This is a genomic window from Rouxiella sp. Mn2063, assembly GCF_049319665.1.
Taxonomy (GTDB): domain Bacteria; phylum Pseudomonadota; class Gammaproteobacteria; order Enterobacterales; family Enterobacteriaceae; genus JBMOUD01.
In genome coordinates this window covers 100,003-115,649 of sequence record NZ_JBMOUD010000009.1, presented here as the reverse complement: position 1 = coordinate 115,649, position 15,647 = coordinate 100,003, and the positions used below count along the sequence as shown (strand labels likewise).

The 15,647-nt window shown below is 46.0% G+C and carries 14 protein-coding genes, 1 pseudogene and 1 riboswitch; of the genes and pseudogenes, 10 read left to right on the top strand and 5 right to left on the bottom strand.

What is annotated here, in order from left to right; genetic code table 11:
* Positions 1 to 46 precede the first annotated feature (46 nt).
* Positions 47 to 730, bottom strand: coding sequence for a LuxR C-terminal-related transcriptional regulator (locus tag ACL9RG_RS14570; protein ID WP_422793337.1), 684 nt, complete (start codon positions 728 to 730; stop codon positions 47 to 49).
* Positions 731 to 1,097: 367 nt separating this feature from the next.
* On the opposite strand from ACL9RG_RS14570, the gene ACL9RG_RS14565 reads away from it, so the two are divergent.
* The 7 genes from ACL9RG_RS14565 (at position 1,098) to cspE (ending at position 8,739) form a co-directional block, all read left to right on the top strand.
* Positions 1,098 to 1,322 (top strand): YgdI/YgdR family lipoprotein, encoded by a 225-nt coding sequence (locus tag ACL9RG_RS14565; RefSeq protein WP_422793336.1) that lies wholly within the window; start codon positions 1,098 to 1,100, stop codon positions 1,320 to 1,322.
* Between the two features lie 435 nt (positions 1,323 to 1,757).
* Positions 1,758 to 2,312 carry a histidine phosphatase family protein gene (locus ACL9RG_RS14560; protein WP_422793423.1) on the top strand — a complete coding sequence of 185 codons (555 nt, stop codon included), beginning with the start codon at positions 1,758 to 1,760 and terminating at the stop codon, positions 2,310 to 2,312.
* A gap of 316 nt (positions 2,313 to 2,628) precedes the next feature.
* A complete protein-coding gene (locus tag ACL9RG_RS14555) occupies positions 2,629 to 3,708 on the top strand; it encodes a YncE family protein (protein WP_422793335.1) in 1,080 nt (359 codons plus the stop codon).
* A gap of 208 nt (positions 3,709 to 3,916) precedes the next feature.
* A complete protein-coding gene (locus ACL9RG_RS14550; protein WP_422793334.1) occupies positions 3,917 to 5,974 on the top strand; it encodes a prolyl oligopeptidase family serine peptidase in 2,058 nt (685 codons plus the stop codon).
* A gap of 219 nt (positions 5,975 to 6,193) precedes the next feature.
* Positions 6,194 to 7,321, top strand: a complete 1,128-nt coding sequence (locus ACL9RG_RS14545; RefSeq protein WP_422793333.1) for an ABC transporter substrate-binding protein — start codon at positions 6,194 to 6,196, stop codon at positions 7,319 to 7,321.
* 221 nt (positions 7,322 to 7,542) lie between these two features.
* A complete protein-coding gene (locus tag ACL9RG_RS14540) occupies positions 7,543 to 8,334 on the top strand; it encodes a DUF2076 domain-containing protein (protein WP_422793332.1) in 792 nt (263 codons plus the stop codon).
* 195 nt (positions 8,335 to 8,529) lie between these two features.
* On the top strand, positions 8,530 to 8,739 hold the full coding sequence (gene cspE, locus ACL9RG_RS14535; protein WP_009636912.1) for a transcription antiterminator/RNA stability regulator CspE: 210 nt from the start codon (positions 8,530 to 8,532) through the stop codon (positions 8,737 to 8,739).
* A gap of 100 nt (positions 8,740 to 8,839) precedes the next feature.
* On the opposite strand, the gene ACL9RG_RS14530 is transcribed toward cspE, so the two are convergent.
* The 3 genes from ACL9RG_RS14530 to crcB form a co-directional block, all read right to left on the bottom strand.
* Positions 8,840 to 10,039: a multidrug effflux MFS transporter gene (locus ACL9RG_RS14530; protein ID WP_422793331.1), complete on the bottom strand. Its 1,200-nt coding sequence runs from the start codon at positions 10,037 to 10,039 to the stop codon at positions 8,840 to 8,842.
* Between the two features lie 10 nt (positions 10,040 to 10,049).
* Positions 10,050 to 10,697: a TetR/AcrR family transcriptional regulator gene (locus tag ACL9RG_RS14525; protein WP_422793330.1), complete on the bottom strand. Its 648-nt coding sequence runs from the start codon at positions 10,695 to 10,697 to the stop codon at positions 10,050 to 10,052.
* Positions 10,698 to 11,135: 438 nt separating this feature from the next.
* Positions 11,136 to 11,519 (bottom strand): fluoride efflux transporter CrcB, encoded by a 384-nt coding sequence (crcB, locus tag ACL9RG_RS14520; RefSeq protein WP_422793329.1) that lies wholly within the window; start codon positions 11,517 to 11,519, stop codon positions 11,136 to 11,138.
* 217 nt (positions 11,520 to 11,736) lie between these two features.
* A riboswitch (Fluoride riboswitch) is annotated at positions 11,737 to 11,799 on the bottom strand.
* A 77-nt stretch (positions 11,800 to 11,876) separates the two neighbouring features.
* On the opposite strand from crcB, the pseudogene ACL9RG_RS14515 reads away from it, so the two are divergent.
* Positions 11,877 to 12,301: pseudogene (locus tag ACL9RG_RS14515) on the top strand (GNAT family N-acetyltransferase).
* Positions 12,302 to 12,328: 27 nt separating this feature from the next.
* Here ACL9RG_RS14515 and ACL9RG_RS14510 read toward each other — a convergent pair.
* Positions 12,329 to 13,660, bottom strand: a complete 1,332-nt coding sequence (locus ACL9RG_RS14510) for an aminotransferase class I/II-fold pyridoxal phosphate-dependent enzyme (RefSeq protein ID WP_422793328.1) — start codon at positions 13,658 to 13,660, stop codon at positions 12,329 to 12,331.
* Between the two features lie 214 nt (positions 13,661 to 13,874).
* Here ACL9RG_RS14510 and ACL9RG_RS14505 point away from each other — a divergent pair, with 214 nt between their 5' ends.
* Entirely contained in the window at positions 13,875 to 14,834 is a 960-nt protein-coding gene (locus ACL9RG_RS14505; RefSeq protein ID WP_422793327.1) for a nitrate ABC transporter substrate-binding protein, read from the top strand.
* A gap of 12 nt (positions 14,835 to 14,846) precedes the next feature.
* Complete coding sequence (locus ACL9RG_RS14500; protein WP_422793326.1) at positions 14,847 to 15,641, top strand: deaminated glutathione amidase; 795 nt, start codon at positions 14,847 to 14,849, stop codon at positions 15,639 to 15,641.
* Positions 15,642 to 15,647: the final 6 nt, after the last annotated feature.

The following is a 15,647-nucleotide window of genomic DNA, read 5'->3' as shown; positions in this document are numbered from 1 at the left end:
GGTAAAATAGCCCTTGGTAAACCGTGTTTTCTATTTCAGGGCTTTTTTATACATTTTCCATCACTTTATTATTTAATGAATCATAACCTTGTTTGACGCTAGCGATACTATAATTATAAAGAAAAAATAGCTTTGTCGCATTAGTATCAATGTGGAGTTTTTTCAATAAATTTACTTTATGGTGACTCACCGTTTTAATGCTTCTTTTTAATATGTTGGCAATGTTAGTTTCAGATAATCCTGTTAACATCAGAATCAATACTCGTTCTTCATTATACGTAAGGTGATGTTTTATTAGGTATTCTTGTCCATCATTATAGTTTAATAAAATGAATCTCTTTAAGAATTCGACTAGGTCTTGTAGGCCATCTTTTTTGAAAAAAAATTTGAAGCTTTTCTTGAAAAGAATACTCATTACTAACATATCAAGACCAGAACCAATGATCATAACTCTATCATAATCAATATTATCTTGGTTCTTTAATAGAAACTCGTAGCATTTTGAGAAGCCACCGCTGGTGGGGCCCACCATAAAATAATCAGATGTGGTTAGCTTTATCTGATGTTCTTCGCGAGGCAATGTGTAGATTTGGCTGATAAATGCGAAATTTGACGCTAATGCCCTAACGGCGAGTTGCGTATATTGACACTCACTCCATATAACTAGCCTAGGCATATTATTATCCATATTAAATGTTCCACTGACCGTTAACAAAAAGTTACGCGTCATGACTAATCCTTAGTAACTGTGGAGTATATAAGTTAAATTTTTAAATAAAAAATCGTTTAAACCGAAGATGCGTCTTTGTTGTGATAGTTATTAACTATCAAAGAAAAATATTTGAATGGTTTTGCAAATTTAATGCAAGAATTATCTTAAGTTGAATTAATAGTAAATTCATATAAATCAATTGATTAGTTCTTTTCTCGCTGATGCGTTTGTATCGTATGAGATGTTTCTTAGTGTGGGACTGTTTGATACTGTTACTGCTGCTTGTTGGGGTGGAACAGCCCAGAATACATATTTATCGCGATAAACTTGCCCAATACTATTTGTGTGCTAAGAATTAGATAGGATAAACAAAAAGGAGTGGGTTATGAAAAAAGGTTATCTTTTAGCTTCAGCTGTCATACTTTCTGCTTTATTGGTGGGGTGCTCGAGCAACTATGCTATCCAGACCAATGATGGTCGCACGATCGTCAGTGAAGGCAAGCCTAAAGTGGATAAAGATACAGGCTTAATCAAGTACAAGGACGCTTGGGGTAAACATAGAGAAATTGCCCAAACAAATGTGAAGGTTATTTCTGAAATCGATAAGTAATTCCTTTTTTAAATTTCCCAACCCGCGGTAGCGGGCTGGGAAATTAAAGTAATTGATACATTCACTCATTTCTTTACGTTCATCTTTTGATTAATAACCATCAGTTTGACTTATTTATTCTTTGATTGATAAATTGTCTTTTTGATAGTGTTCGCCATTAACATTCCCTTTCTTACTTCCCCATACAAAGTATCACTTTATCTACATATTTTATCTGCATAATCAGCGTGTATTTTTGCTTACGTTCTTTCTGAAAAGAGAGACATTTGTTACTGGGAAACCTGTTGTGCTTTGTGTAAATTTTGGCTACATCAGCAGGGAAGATGCTTAGGATTTGTGGTTAATGTTATTGGCGGTACATATTATTCAAACGAGGAGTGGACTTTGAAATCGTTGATCAAATTAGGCGGCATCGCGTTGGTTCTGGCTGCGACAATGGCGAGTATTTCTACGGCGCAAGCTGAAGAAACGATTGTTTTCGTTCGTCACGGTGAGAAACCAGCGAACAACAGCGGACAACTAACTTGCAAAGGGCTTAACCGGGCGCTGGCCTTGCCAGATGTTTTGCTCACCCGTTATGGCAAACCTGATGCCATCTTTGCTGCGGGGCCGAAAGAGGACAAGTTGGGGAGCTCGCTCAGACCGTTGACGACCATTACTCCAACCGCGATTCGACTCTCTATGCCAATTAATATTCAGTTCCATGCTGATGATGTTTCAGGCGTACAGAAGGCGTTGTTAAGCGATACTTATCGTAATTCTTTGGTCTTTGTTTCTTGGGAACACAAAAACCTGGATAAGTTGGTAAAAAATATTATGAAAACCGAAGGCGCGGATCCTGACACTGTACCGGCCTGGCCGGGTAGTGATTTTGACAGTATCTTCGTGTTAAAAATCAATCAGAATGGCACGACTAATAAGATTAGTTTCCAGCATGAAGCCGAAAATCTGACCACGCTTTCTGAACAGTGCCCAGGCGCTAAATCGTAATTTATTCCCTCGTGTTTCCTGACGAGTCAGAAATTCTGACTCGTCCCTTTATTACTTTTCTCTTATCCCATTCGAGTCGAAATACCGCAACTGGCGGTACTTTTTTGCCGATTTATTTTGCTGTTGAGCTTTTACATCAGACGTAATGGCTAAGAAAAAGCTGCCATTTGATAATAATAATGATTACTATTCTCAAGCTTGGCGCGCATAGCGTAATAAACTCAGACTCTTTGAGGGGGTTATGCGTGAGTTTTTAAGATTGCGAGAAGTATCTTAGCCTGTGATGGCTCACATTGTTGACTAATGGAGAATGTTTATGGAGATCGTGATGACTAAAGGGCGTCAATTTAGCAAGCGTCGTGCTATCCCTTTGTTATTGGTTACAACATGGCTGCTTTCTACCAACCTGCACGCTGAAACCCAAACTGATGTGCTGCGCAAACCTGTGGGTAAAGGCGCTTATGAATTGGTCTATAGCCAAGGGGATAATTCGCTCTATGTTGCTACCTCGCAAAGCCGTAGCCTGGATAAGGGCGGCATTGTGTATCGCCTGGACCCGCAAACGCTGAACATCACACAGATCATTCATAATGATGCCAAACCTTTTGGCGCCACGATCAACTCACAAACTGGTGTGCTTTATTTCACCAATACGACTAACAATGCGCTAACGGCAATTGATGCTAAAACTGATGAAGTGAAAGGCCGGTTGGTGCTTGACGAACGTAAGCGTAGCGAAACCGTTAAACCCTTATCACCAAGAGAAGTGGTAGCGGATACTGCTACGGACACGGTTTATGTCACCGGTTTAGGTGAGGCTAGCGTGGTCTGGGTTGTTAACGGCAAAGATTTGACGTTGCGCGATACTATTAAAGATACTGGCAAGTACGGCACTGGTTTGGCGCTGGATTCTGCGGCTAAACGCCTTTATGTGACGAATGCCGAAGGTGAGTTGGTGACTATTGATACCGCAACCAATAAAGTCCTGACCCGCAAAAAACTCGATGCTGATAAAGAACATTTCTTCTTAAATATCAGTCTGGATACCGCAACGCACCGTGCATTTATTACCGACTCCAAGCAAGCGCAAGTGTTAGTAGTGGATACTCGTGATGGCAATGTTTTGCACCGCATTGATGTGCCTGAATCATTGGGCATCTTATTCAATCCGCAGCGCGAGGAAGTGTATGTTACTCACCGCCAGGCGGGTGAAGTCAGTGTCATCGATGCTAAAACCTATAAAGTGCTGAAAACAATCAAGCTGCCGGTTTATCCAAATAGCCTGGCGTTGTCTCCTGATGGTCAGGTGCTGTATGTTTCAGTGAAGCAAGCATCGACTCGTGATAAAGAAGCCACAGAGCCGGATGATGTGGTACGTATCGATTTGAAGTCGTGATCTAAACGTTATCCAACAGCACGTTAATCATATTAGGCTCGGTGCGAACCGGGCCTTGCTAATTTTTCCGCACCGCTGCCATTATGAACAAAGTAGCTGAATTGCTATTTTTGTTATGATGGTTTTTTCAACAAAACCCCATGCTGCATAAAGCAGCTTGATGTCCTCGTTCGCGCCGTTAATCAACCCAATTGCAGGAGCACAATTTATGTCGACACCCTTATCACCGGATCAAGACGATTTTATTTGGCTGGAAGGAATCAACGAGCCTACGGCATTGCAATGGGTGGAGCAGCAAAACAAAACCACGTTGCAGCAGTTTAGCGAGAGTGAAGCATTCTCTTTGCTGCGGGATGATGTCTTTAAGTGTTTGAATACCGACTCGCAAATTCCGACAGTCATGAAGTGCGGCCCACTGTTATATAACTTCTGGCAGGATGAAAAAAATCCGCGCGGCCTGTTGCGTCGCACCACATTGGACTCTTATCGTTTGGATAAACCCGAGTGGGAAACCGTGCTAGATATCGATGCGTTAAATAAGGCGGAAGAGAAAGAGTGGGTTTATCACGGCATGCAACCGCTCAAACCAGATTACCAGCGCTGTCTGTTGCACTTCTCGCCGGACGGTGGTGATGCCTCGGCTATTCGTGAGTTTGATCTGCAATCCCTGAGTTTTGTCGAACAGGGGTTCTCGCTGCCTTCGGCCAAAAGCCGGGTGTCATGGATTGATCAAGACCATCTGTTTGTGGCGACAGACTTTGGCCCAGACTCACTGACCACCTCCAGCTACCCACGTATCGCTAAAATCTGGCAGCGCGCTACGCCTCTTGAAGAAGCTAAGACGGTATTTAGCGCTGACATCGATGACATGATGGTCATTGCTTACCACGATAGTGAACCGGGCTATCCGCGTAATTTTGTTGAACGAGTGATAGATTTCTATCGGCATGAAACTTTCCAGCTTGACCCTGAACGTGGTCTGCTCAAGCTGGAAATACCCGATGATGCCAAATTTAGTACCTGGAAACAGTGGCTGCTGCTGGAGCTGTCTAGCGACTGGACTGTTGCGGAGCAGCACTACCGTCAAGGAAGTTTGTTGGCGATAGATTTTAATGCTTTTATGGCAGGCGATCGCCAATTCACCTTGCTGTTTGCGCCAGAAGCCAATACAGCGTTAACCGACTATTCCTCGACACGCGATTACCTTATCTTGAGCATAATGCAGGATGTGGCTAATCATCTGGAAGTGCTCACACCACAGCCAGGTGAATGGCTACGTGAGCCGTTAGGGAGTGCGCCTGCACTGAGCACAATCCAGGCATCGGGTATTGATGAGAATACCAACGACTATTTCATGACCGTGACTGGATTCCTACAACCAACCACGCTCTATTTAGGCTTGCTGGATAAAAACAATACTTCTTCTGCTGCAGAGATCCTCAAACAAGATCCTAGTCATTTTGATGCCGATGGTTATCTGGTTGAGCAGCATTTTGCCGAGTCAGATGACGGTACGCAGGTGCCTTATTTTGTTATCTCTAGTAAAACGCTGCCAAAAGATGGAACGACGCCGACGCTGTTATATGGCTACGGTGGTTTTGAGGTTTCATTGACGCCTTATTATCTGGGGATTACCGGCCGAACCTGGTTAGCGCGTGGCGGGGCGTTTGTTATTGCTAATATTCGTGGTGGTGGTGAATATGGCCCGCGTTGGCATCAGGCTGCACTCAAGCAGCACCGCTTACGCGCCTATGAAGACTTTGCAGCCGTGGCACGGGGGTTAATTGCCAGTAAATTAACTTCGCCAGCCCATTTAGCGGCAGAAGGCGGAAGCAATGGCGGCCTGTTAGTTGGCAACATGCTGACGCGTTATCCGCAGTTATTTGGGGCGATTGTTTGCGAAGTCGCCTTGCTGGATATGTATCGCTATACGCAAATTTCAGCAGGGGCATCCTGGATTGCAGAATATGGCGACCCGCAGGACCCGCAGCAGTGGGAGTTTATTCAGCATTTTTCTCCTTATCATAATATCGACTCTGCGGTGAATTATCCGCCGGTGCTGTTTACTACCGCGACCAGCGATGACCGGGTTGGGCCGGTCCATGCGCGTAAAATGGCGGCCAGAATGCAGAAATTGGGCATTGAGGAAGTCTATTTTTATGAGAACACTCAAGGTGGACACAGTGCGGCAGCTGATAAAGCGCAGCGTGCTTTTCATCGGGCACTGATTAGCGAGTTCTTGATGAACAAGATCGGCCATTTCTGATATTTACCCTGATAGCCCTGATTTTCGTTTCAGGGCTGTCTTTTACTTTCACTTCCTCACGTAACACGTCACATCATTCATATTTAGAGATATTTTAATCTGATTTAGACAGCCTAAAGGGTTTGCCTCAGCCTGTTGCCCCTGTTTATGATTCAGCCTTGACGTGATAATACTTATCATAATCATTTACATTAGAAATCATATTGTCAGGTAACCATTATGTTGAATAAATCAGGGCGTACACTTCTTGTTGCTGGCATGATGGCGACCTCTTTTGCCGCTTGTGCTACAACCTATCCCTTAACTGTTACTGACCTTTCTGGTCAGAAAATTACCTTCAACCAAGCGCCGCAGCGCATTATTTTGCAGGACGGTCGCGATATTCTCGGTCTGGCTGTATTAGATAAAGCCGATCCTTTCAAGCACGTTGTAGCCTGGAATAATCTGTTAAAAAATAGCGATAGCGGCACTTGGGACATGCTGAAAAGCAAATGGCCAGAATCAGCGTCTATTTTGGATATGGGATTTAACGATAAAGGTCAGGTTGACCTTGAAACGGTTATCGCTAAAAAACCGGATTTGATGATTGCCCAACTGCGCGCTAAACCAGCACTGGCTCAGGCTGGTGTGCTGGATAAAATGCAGGCGTTGCATATTCCGGTGTTGTTTGTTGATTATGAGCTAGATCCGGCTATAGATACCACGCCAAGTATCGAGTTGCTTGGAAAGGTGTTAAATCAAGAAGATAACGCCCGTGCCTATACCCAGTTCTATCAGGCGCATTACCAACATCTGCAACAAGTAATTGCTTCGATTAAGACGCGCCCTAATGTGTTTATTGAACCGCTGGCTGGCCGTTCCGACTCTTGCTGCTTTACTCATGGCAATGCCGGGTGGGGGAAATTAATCCAGGCAGTTGGCGCAAAAAATATCGGCAGTGCCTTATTGCCGGGCGCGGCGGGTGAAGTCTCATTAGAGAAAGTGATTGCTATGAAACCGGACGTATATATCTTCACGGGTTCGAAGCATCCTGGCACCGGCAAAAATGAAATGATGCCATTTGGCTACAACGCCACGCAGGCTGAGGTCGATAAATTGGCCAATAAACTGACGCATCGCAATGGCGTTGCTCAGGTTCCTGCTGTGATGGATCAACGTGTTTATGCGGTATATCACCAGTTCTATAACCATCCTTACAATATTGTAGGAATGGAGTATTTGGCGAAATTTATTTATCCGCAGCAGTTTAAAGATCTTGATCCAACGAAGACCTACCACGAATTGGTACGCACTTATACTTCGCTTCCGGATCGCGATTTTATTTTCTCATGGTCAGCTAAAAAATAAGCTCGACGGCTACAGGGATGCCCCTTTCGTGCTTCGCTACGAAAGGGGCATCCCTGCGTTAGTTTTCTTTACTTCATCCCGCATTTCTTCTCGTAACTTTACGCCAATCATATTTGTTGACACTCCGTTCATTCATCACGGATCCTAATTGTATTAATGTGTGTAATAGACTTTCCTCGTCCATCGGCGGGGCAGTAACAAACAGCGATAAAGGTGAAGCCATGCAATCTGAAGAACAACGTTTAATTGAAGGGCTATTTAGCCGTCTGCAACAGGCTGAATCCAACACAGCACCGCGTGACGCCGAGGCTGAACGCGTTATCCAGTCTTACATCAGTAAGCAACCTGCTGCGCCTTATTATATGACGCAGGCGATGATTATTCAGGAAGCGGCCCTCAAGCGCCTTAATGCGCAAGTTCAGGCGTTGCAAGAGCAAGTGACTCAGCTACAAACTCAAGCGCAGAATGCTCGTCCTCAAAGCACGGGATTCCTGGCCGGTTTGTTTGGTGGTGGCAGCAGCAATACTCAAACTAGCCAGCCATCCTCTGGTAGCTCGCCGATTCCTGGCACCAATGGTTGGGGGGCTGCACCGCAGCAACAGGCCGCTCAGCCACAGCAATATGCACAACAACAATACGCTCCGCAGCAGCAACCAGCTCAGGCCGCGCCATTTGGTTCTGGCTTCCTCGGTGGCGCGTTGAAAACCGCGGCGGGTGTTGCTGGTGGTGTGGTATTAGCCGATATGCTGACCGGCATGTTCCACCAGAGCCGTCCAGAAGAGATCGTCAACATTATTGAAGAGCCACAAACTAATTTTGACCCTAACAACGATCCTTTGTTGAGTGGTGATAATTCTTGGGATAACCCTCGTTATAACAACGACTCTAATTTCCAGGATGCATCATATCAAAACGATAACGGCGGCCTGTTTGGGTCTAACAGCTTTGGTTCTGACGATGGCTTCGGATCTGACAGCTACGGCAGTGATGATGACGACGATTCATTCTTCTGATGGCATTTCCCTGCGATAGTCAGCTGTATTCTCGTGGGGAAAATGGCGTTAATGCAGGAGTAAAGTTGGCTGAATGACATAGATTGAGAGATTTGTCGCTTATTGATAGCGGATTTCTGGACAAAACTGAAATCCGCTGCTGTACTGTGATTGACACACATTTTGTGTTTAACATTCACGTTAAAGGTAAGTTCGATGTCTAAGATTAAAGGTAGCGTTAAGTGGTTCAATGAGTCTAAAGGTTTTGGCTTCATTACCCCTGAAGATGGCAGCAAAGATGTTTTCGTGCATTTCTCCGCTATTTCTAGCAACGGTTTCAAAACCCTCGCAGAAGGCCAGCGTGTAGAGTTCGAAATCACCAATGGTGCCAAAGGCCCTTCGGCTGCTAACGTCATCGCTATCTAACTTTAGCCGATTTCGAAAAACCCGCAGATGCGGGTTTTTTTATGCCTGTTTTTTATCGCCGTTATTGAAAATATGCCCTGTAGCTTGAAGCATGACGGGCTTACTGTACCGGCTTTGGTGTGCGGCGAACTAAAGTGGCGAACATAATGATGGCCAGCGCATAGCATCCCATAATCGTTAACCCCATCGATAAGGCTGATGTGCCGCCAATTCCTGTAATAGGCACGCTGATCGCACCGAGAGCAAACATTGCTACGCCGAGTAATGCCGAGGCGCTACCCGCGCTTTTCCCCTGGCTTTGCATTGCCAATGATGCAGAATTAGGGCTGATAATACCGATAGCAAATACCGAGAAGAACAATGGGATCAGCACGGTGAAGAGTGGTGCTTGCAGTGTGGCGACAATGACTAGAATAACGCAGGCAACAGCTGCAATACCCAAGCCGACTTTTACCATCGCCATCTCTCCCCAAAGCGCGCTGAGGCGGCTAGATATCTGAGCGGCGATCACCAGACCAATACCGTTAACCGCAAAGCAGAAGCTAAACTCTTGCGCACTGAGATGGTAAATCTGCTGCAATACAAAAGGAGATGCGCCGATATAAGCAAACATACCTGCCATTACAAAGCCTTGTGTCAAACATAGCCCCATAAATTGACGGTGATGCAGTAATGTCCAAAGTGATATGACCATCGTTTTGGCGCCACCTTGCAGGCGGCGTTCTTCTGGCAAGGTCTCTTGTAATTTTCCGGCCGAAAACAAGAACAGCAGCACAGCGATAATGGCCAAGGTGGCAAAAATTCCTCGCCAACTGACGATAGTTAATAATCCACCGCCGAGCACAGGGGCAACAATAGGGGCCAATCCGTTGACTAGCATGAGTAAGGCGAAAAATTTGGTCAGCGCATGGCCGGTATACATATCGCGAGCGATAGCGCGTGAGATTACCGCACCACCTGCACCCGCTAGCCCCTGAATTAAGCGGGCAACAATCAACTGATCGATATTTTGTGCAAATGCACACCCCAGCGATGCCAGTAACAAAATAACCAGCGAGAATAGCAAAGGTCGCATCCGTCCCAGGCTATCACTCAAAGGGCCAAAAATAATCTGACCAAATCCTAAACCAAGCAGACCTGCGGTCAGACTTAATTGACTGGTGGCTGTTGAGGTATGTAATTCTTTCGCCATTTCAGGCAGGGCGGGCAGGTAAAGATCAATACACAAAGGCCCGAGTGCGGCGAGTGAACCGAGAACTAATGCGTAGCTCAGGCGCTTATCTTGTGGACTTTTCGTCATGTTTTTCAACTCATTTACTGGTGTTTAATGGAGGAAATACTGCGTCGAAACACTGGTTATAAATATTATTAAGAATCTCTGGGTCAGCACGCTTTTGCATGACGAGTCGGAAAGATGTGCCTTCACTGAGTACGGCTATCAACTCAATACGGGCGGTCAGTTCGACATCTGATAGTTGCGGGTAGCGCACAGACAAAATTTTCTTTGCCTGCTGGAAAAGTTTGATCTCGGCATCGTGCAGGATTTTTGCCACCACAGTATTGCGAGTGGCTTCTGCCGCAACCTCTTGCATCAGAGCCTGATCCATTTCGGTTTGTTCAAGGCTCTCTGAAGAAGAGGAGACATCTTGCTCATTAGGGAAGTATTCCCCTCTGGTTCTTCGGGAAAGATGGAACGCTAACTGTTTGAAGTCATAGCGATCTAGCGTCATCCTTTGGATCTTTCCATCCACAATTCGACGGACAATCTCTTCGATAATGGCATCTTTATTCACAAAGTAGCGGTAGATTTGCCCAACGCTGAGTTTGGACAGTTTGGCAATCTCAGCCATACCTGCGCCATGAAACCCATGTTTACGAAAACAGATCCTGCAAGCGGCAATAATTTGGTCGCGACGGGCGTTAAAGCGTTCATCCCGAGTGCTATTTAGAAACTGCATAATGCCTCTGATTATTTAGATGTAAGCGATGTCGAACTAGCAGAGCTTTATTGTGAGAGTGAATGCTCGTTCTCATTATAGGTAATGTTACAAAGGAGGTAAATATTTGAAGTACTAATTAACCTAATGTTGACACTATTAGGTTAATGTTGGATTTTAATTGATTGATAATAATAGGAATTAGCGGGGTTTTTGGCGTAAATATCTTAGTAAAAATAAGTAAAAACAAAGCTTATAACGATCAGCGCACACAGCAACACAGCCAGACATTCAGACGTGAGTTTGGATATCATGTTCATTCGGTTCTCTGGATTAATCAGTATTAATTGAACGTAAATTAATACGAGTATCATCGCAGTAGGTTAAGAAAACATTAAGAGACGTGATATCGACAGAAAATAGAAAACTCCTCCGTTAGCAGAAGGAGTTTAGGGGGAGTTAGTGGCTGCTATACCAGCTTACCAACATGACGGCAATCAGCGTCATGGCGATAGAACCGACCAGATTCAACAAAATATTCAGTCCTGCTGCCGCCATTCGGCCATCTTGCAGCATGGTGACCACTTCCATTGAGAAGGTTGAAAAGGTCGTGAGGCCGCCACAAAAACCAGTGGTAAGTATCACGCGCCACAGTGGGTCGAGTTGGGTCATACGGCTGAAAATAGCAATACAAAGCCCGATAATAAACGAGCCGACCAGGTTGACGGTTAATGTACCCGCTGGAAAAAGCGGGGTCATGCCGTTCATTTTCAGGCCGATGTACCAGCGTGCAACGCTACCAACGCCACCGCCAATGAAAACTGCAAGTAATGTGCTAAACATATAGACCTTTCAATTCTTAGAGCCTATCCCATTAGGGCTATTTAGTTTGCTATGTTGAACCTTGGCGATACTCTAAATGCGTGTACGCTCCGGCTTCTGTGCGCTGTCCGTGTCCAACATGCCTGCATCAATAACGCCTACTGGGATAGGCTCTTAGTATGGTTATTGGGTTAATAATCAGAAAGGTTCCGGCGTCATGCTACGAACCTCTCAACGAGATTGCGTAGACATCATCAGCCGGTAAAGGCGGTTTGGGAGGAATGTCATCTCCATGCAGCATATAGATGTTATCAAACAGGCTTAGAAATTTGTAGTCGCATTTATTTCTCACCAGGAAAATAACGCAAGGAAAAAGTAATGTTGATTCGTGATGCCAAATTGGAAGATGCCGCAGCTTTGGTTTTATTATTTGCAGATTTAGATTATCCAACCACTGACCTTCACATTAGCAGTCAAATAAACCGAATGCAGGCTAATCCTGATAGTCGTTTACTGGTGGCCGAACAGCATGGTGAAGTGCTCGGTTTCATTTCGTTGCATTTTATTCCACAGTTGCCGCTAGCCGGTGATTTTTGTCGCATCAGCTATTTATGCGTCAGCGGCACTAGCCGTGGAGGAGGCATTGGTCAGTTATTGGTTGATGAGGCGGAAAGCTCGCTATATCGCGCGGTTGCGATCGCATGGAAGTACATAGTCATAGTCGTCGTGTGCGCGCCCATCAGTTTTATGCGCGCGCAGGATACGAAGAGTCGCCTAAGTATTTGATAAAAAGCCTGCTGTAGTCGATAGATTAATCGGATAATAAAGGTTTATCCCATTGCCAGCACAATAGCATCAGCCACGATATCAACATACTCTGGTTTCAGCTGGCAGGTACTAACCCGAATCGATTGGCCAGGTGAATTGCTCCCGCGTTCGCCTGGTAAGACGGCAATTCCCCGTGCCGCTAACGTCACCAGCGCGAATTGTTCTGATGGCACGGTGATCCACATACACAATCCATCACGCTCAGGAACATTCACCCCGCGCATCAATAGCGCATCAGCTAAAGACTTACGTCGCTGCGCATAAACTTTCCGCGCATGAGCAATAGATTGCTGTGTAGATTCATCGTTGATGAGATAGGCAAGCGCGTGTTGCAGAATGCGGCTTGACCAGCCTGCGCCAAAATGACGGAATGACTTTATCTGTTTAAGCAAATCTTGCGAGCTTGATACCACCGCTAAACGTAAATCTGGTCCATAAGCTTTGGAATAAGAGCGCACATGAACAGTTCTGTCCGGGAAATGGCCGCCTAAACTGATGGGCGCCGCGTGAGATAGTTGGCCGATACCATCATCCTCAATAATTAAGGTTTGCCCGTGCTGGCTGAGGATATTGGCCATTTCTTCAAGGCGCTGCGGGCTGACGCTGTGCCCACAGTGCGAATGGGTACGCGGTTGATAGATAAAAGCGGCAGGATTTTTATTTAACGCCAGCTGTAAAGCGTCGGGGAGTGGGCCGAATTCATCACATTTTACAGCGATTACCTGCGCACTCAAATTATCGAGAATATCCAACAGGCGGGTGGCGGTAGGATCTTCTATTGCGACCACGGATCCTTGCAAAATCAAGGTTTGCAGCGTCAGGTTGATGGCATCAAAGCCACCATCGGTGGCCATAAAGGCGGCTGCATCATAAGGCCAGTCTGGCTTAACGGCATGCAATAACGAGTTAGCAATCCCTTCGCGCTGATAGCTATTAAGGTTTTCTGCGCTGATGCCATGGATCATGGCTTCACGTAGAGCAGGCAATAACAGTGGATCGGGTGAGGAAGTCGTCAAATCGGCAATGATATGTTTGCCAAAGTTGCCAATCTTTTCAAAACGCGCGGGGCGAGGCGAGAGTGTATCGCCACATACCCACACGCCATTGCGCCCGCGTCCGGCAATTACTTTTTGTCGTCTTAATAATCCCCAGGCGGCAGATACCGTTGCTGGGCTAACGCCTAATTCTTGCGCGAGATCGCGTACTGCGGGCAGATGCATGCCTATTTCTAAAATGCCTGAGCGAATTAGTGCTGCGGTTTCGATAGCAATGCCGCGTATTGAGCGATCTTGAAGATGTCCTGCAAGCCACTGTGCCTCAAGCATTTTTTCCATAAGATTTTCCTCTGACATAAACTTTGTTCAATAACAAAGTTTGTATTGTACATATTATTTCAAGATATTAGTATCAAACTTAACCAATGGCAGGCGATAAAGTGTTCGCTATAAAGACGTGATAATAAAAACTGCCATAAGACCACGTCGCGATCAGCCTCCTGGATTAAGCGTTTTATAAACCGTTATTTTGTAGACATTAAGGGGAAGAATCGTGGCGTTGACTATCAAACTAGGCGTGCGAGATTGGGATTACATTACGCCACTCGCGCTAGGGGATATCAAACCGGAAGGCTTTACGCTGGAAATCGATCGCGTTGGTACTTTAGTTGATGATTTAGCGACTAGTGATATTTACGATGCGGCGGAGATCTCTTTTAGCCGTTATGCGCTGGGCCGTGCACGTGGCGAAAATGATCTTTGGGTGCTGCCACACTTTCTAATGCGTGGTTTTCGCCAGCGTTGCATTATTACCCGGCATGACAGCCCGTTAACCTCACTTTCTCAACTGGCAGGTAAACGCATTGGCTTAACGGGATGGCAGGATTCAGGCAATACCTGGACTCGTGCGCTGTTGTCTTTGGAAGGCGTGGGGATCGACGATGCTAATTGGTATGTGGGTCGTTTGACGGCCGCGCATCCTATTGTTGACCGGCTGGGTGGCTTTGGCCGTGAAGGGCGTATTGAAATTTGCCCTGACGAACGTCCGATGATGGAGTTATTGCAGGAAGGTTGGTTGGATGCGGTCTTTACCCCCTTCATGCCGAACGGTTTCTTCGAGCCAGGTTCCGGTTTTCGTCAGTTACAGCCCGATTTTCGTCAGGCCGAGGTAGACTATTTTAATCGCGTTGGTTACGTGCCTGGCATGCATATGCTGGCGCTCAAACCAGCATTAGTAGAACAACATCCTTGGCTACCCGCGGCACTTAGTGAGGTTATCGAGCGTTCTTATCAGGTGTGGATGGATAAGCGGATTAAATATGCCGATACCACGCCATGGCTGCTCGACGATCTGCGCCGCACGGTGGTGGATTTACCAAGGAGTTGGAACGATAACGGCTATGCCGCGAATGAAAAGATGATTGACGACTTTGCAAACGAACTCTTCGTGCAGAAGTTAACTGCCCGTCGTTTGATCGCTTCCGATCTCTTCCCTCATTACGCGAGTAAATAAGAGGTAAAAAATATGAAAGTTGCTTTAGGCCAGTTTGCTGTTGCTCGTGAATGGCAGGCCAATGCTGAAACCTGCGTATCGTTGATGGAGAAGTCAGTCTCGGCCAAAGCCGATCTCCTGGTACTGCCAGAGGGCGTTCTCGCGCGTGATATTACCGACCCAGATTTAGTGTTGAAAGCGGCGCAACCTTTAGATGGGCCATTCGTTAGCCAGTTATTGGCGGCCAGCGTTGGTTCACAGCTAACCACCATGATGTGCATACATATGCCGGCTCCTGATTCTAATGGCCGAGTGTGGAACGTGTTGATTGCGATTCGTGATGGCCAGATTATTTCTCAATATCGCAAACTGCATCTTTATGACGCTTTTGCCACTCAAGAATCAAAGAACGTTACGCCAGGGACTGAAGTGCCGCCGTTAATTGAGATTGCGGGCTTTAAAGTTGGGTTAATGACCTGCTATGACGTACGTTTTCCTGAACTAGCCCGCCGTTTAGTATTAGATGGTGCCGAGGTATTGGCGCTACCGGCCGCCTGGGTTAAAGGGCCGTTAAAAGAGATGCATTGGGAAGTGTTAGTGACCGCACGGGCGCTGGAAAATACCAGCTATGTTGTCGCGGTAGGGGAATGTGGTGAGCGCAATATCGGCAATAGTATGGTGGTTGATCCCCTCGGTGTCGCAATTGCACGTGCTGCCGAAGCCCCTGCTTTAGTCTTTACCACACTAGATCGCGAACGTCTTAATCATGCCCGCAAGATTTTGCCGGTATTACAAAACCGCTGTTTCGATACACCACAATTACGTTAAGTCATT

Excerpts from the sequence above, each read along its gene's own strand:
- ACL9RG_RS14565 (WP_422793336.1), top strand. The coding sequence starts at position 1,098 with ATGAAAAAAGGTTATCTTTTAGCTTCAGCTGTCATACTTTCTGCTTTA.
- ACL9RG_RS14510 (WP_422793328.1), bottom strand. The coding sequence starts at position 13,660 with ATGGAAAAAATGCTTGAGGCACAGTGGCTTGCAGGACATCTTCAAGAT.
- ACL9RG_RS14500 (WP_422793326.1), top strand. The coding sequence starts at position 14,847 with ATGAAAGTTGCTTTAGGCCAGTTTGCTGTTGCTCGTGAATGGCAGGCC.
- ACL9RG_RS14550 (WP_422793334.1), top strand. The coding sequence starts at position 3,917 with ATGTCGACACCCTTATCACCGGATCAAGACGATTTTATTTGGCTGGAA.
- ACL9RG_RS14555 (WP_422793335.1), top strand. The coding sequence starts at position 2,629 with ATGGAGATCGTGATGACTAAAGGGCGTCAATTTAGCAAGCGTCGTGCT.
- cspE (WP_009636912.1), top strand. The coding sequence starts at position 8,530 with ATGTCTAAGATTAAAGGTAGCGTTAAGTGGTTCAATGAGTCTAAAGGT.
- ACL9RG_RS14545 (WP_422793333.1), top strand. The coding sequence starts at position 6,194 with ATGTTGAATAAATCAGGGCGTACACTTCTTGTTGCTGGCATGATGGCG.
- ACL9RG_RS14530 (WP_422793331.1), bottom strand. The coding sequence starts at position 10,039 with ATGACGAAAAGTCCACAAGATAAGCGCCTGAGCTACGCATTAGTTCTC.
- ACL9RG_RS14560 (WP_422793423.1), top strand. The coding sequence starts at position 1,758 with ATGGCGAGTATTTCTACGGCGCAAGCTGAAGAAACGATTGTTTTCGTT.
- ACL9RG_RS14525 (WP_422793330.1), bottom strand. The coding sequence starts at position 10,697 with ATGCAGTTTCTAAATAGCACTCGGGATGAACGCTTTAACGCCCGTCGC.
- crcB (WP_422793329.1), bottom strand. The coding sequence starts at position 11,519 with ATGTTTAGCACATTACTTGCAGTTTTCATTGGCGGTGGCGTTGGTAGC.
- ACL9RG_RS14570 (WP_422793337.1), bottom strand. The coding sequence starts at position 730 with ATGACGCGTAACTTTTTGTTAACGGTCAGTGGAACATTTAATATGGAT.
- ACL9RG_RS14540 (WP_422793332.1), top strand. The coding sequence starts at position 7,543 with ATGCAATCTGAAGAACAACGTTTAATTGAAGGGCTATTTAGCCGTCTG.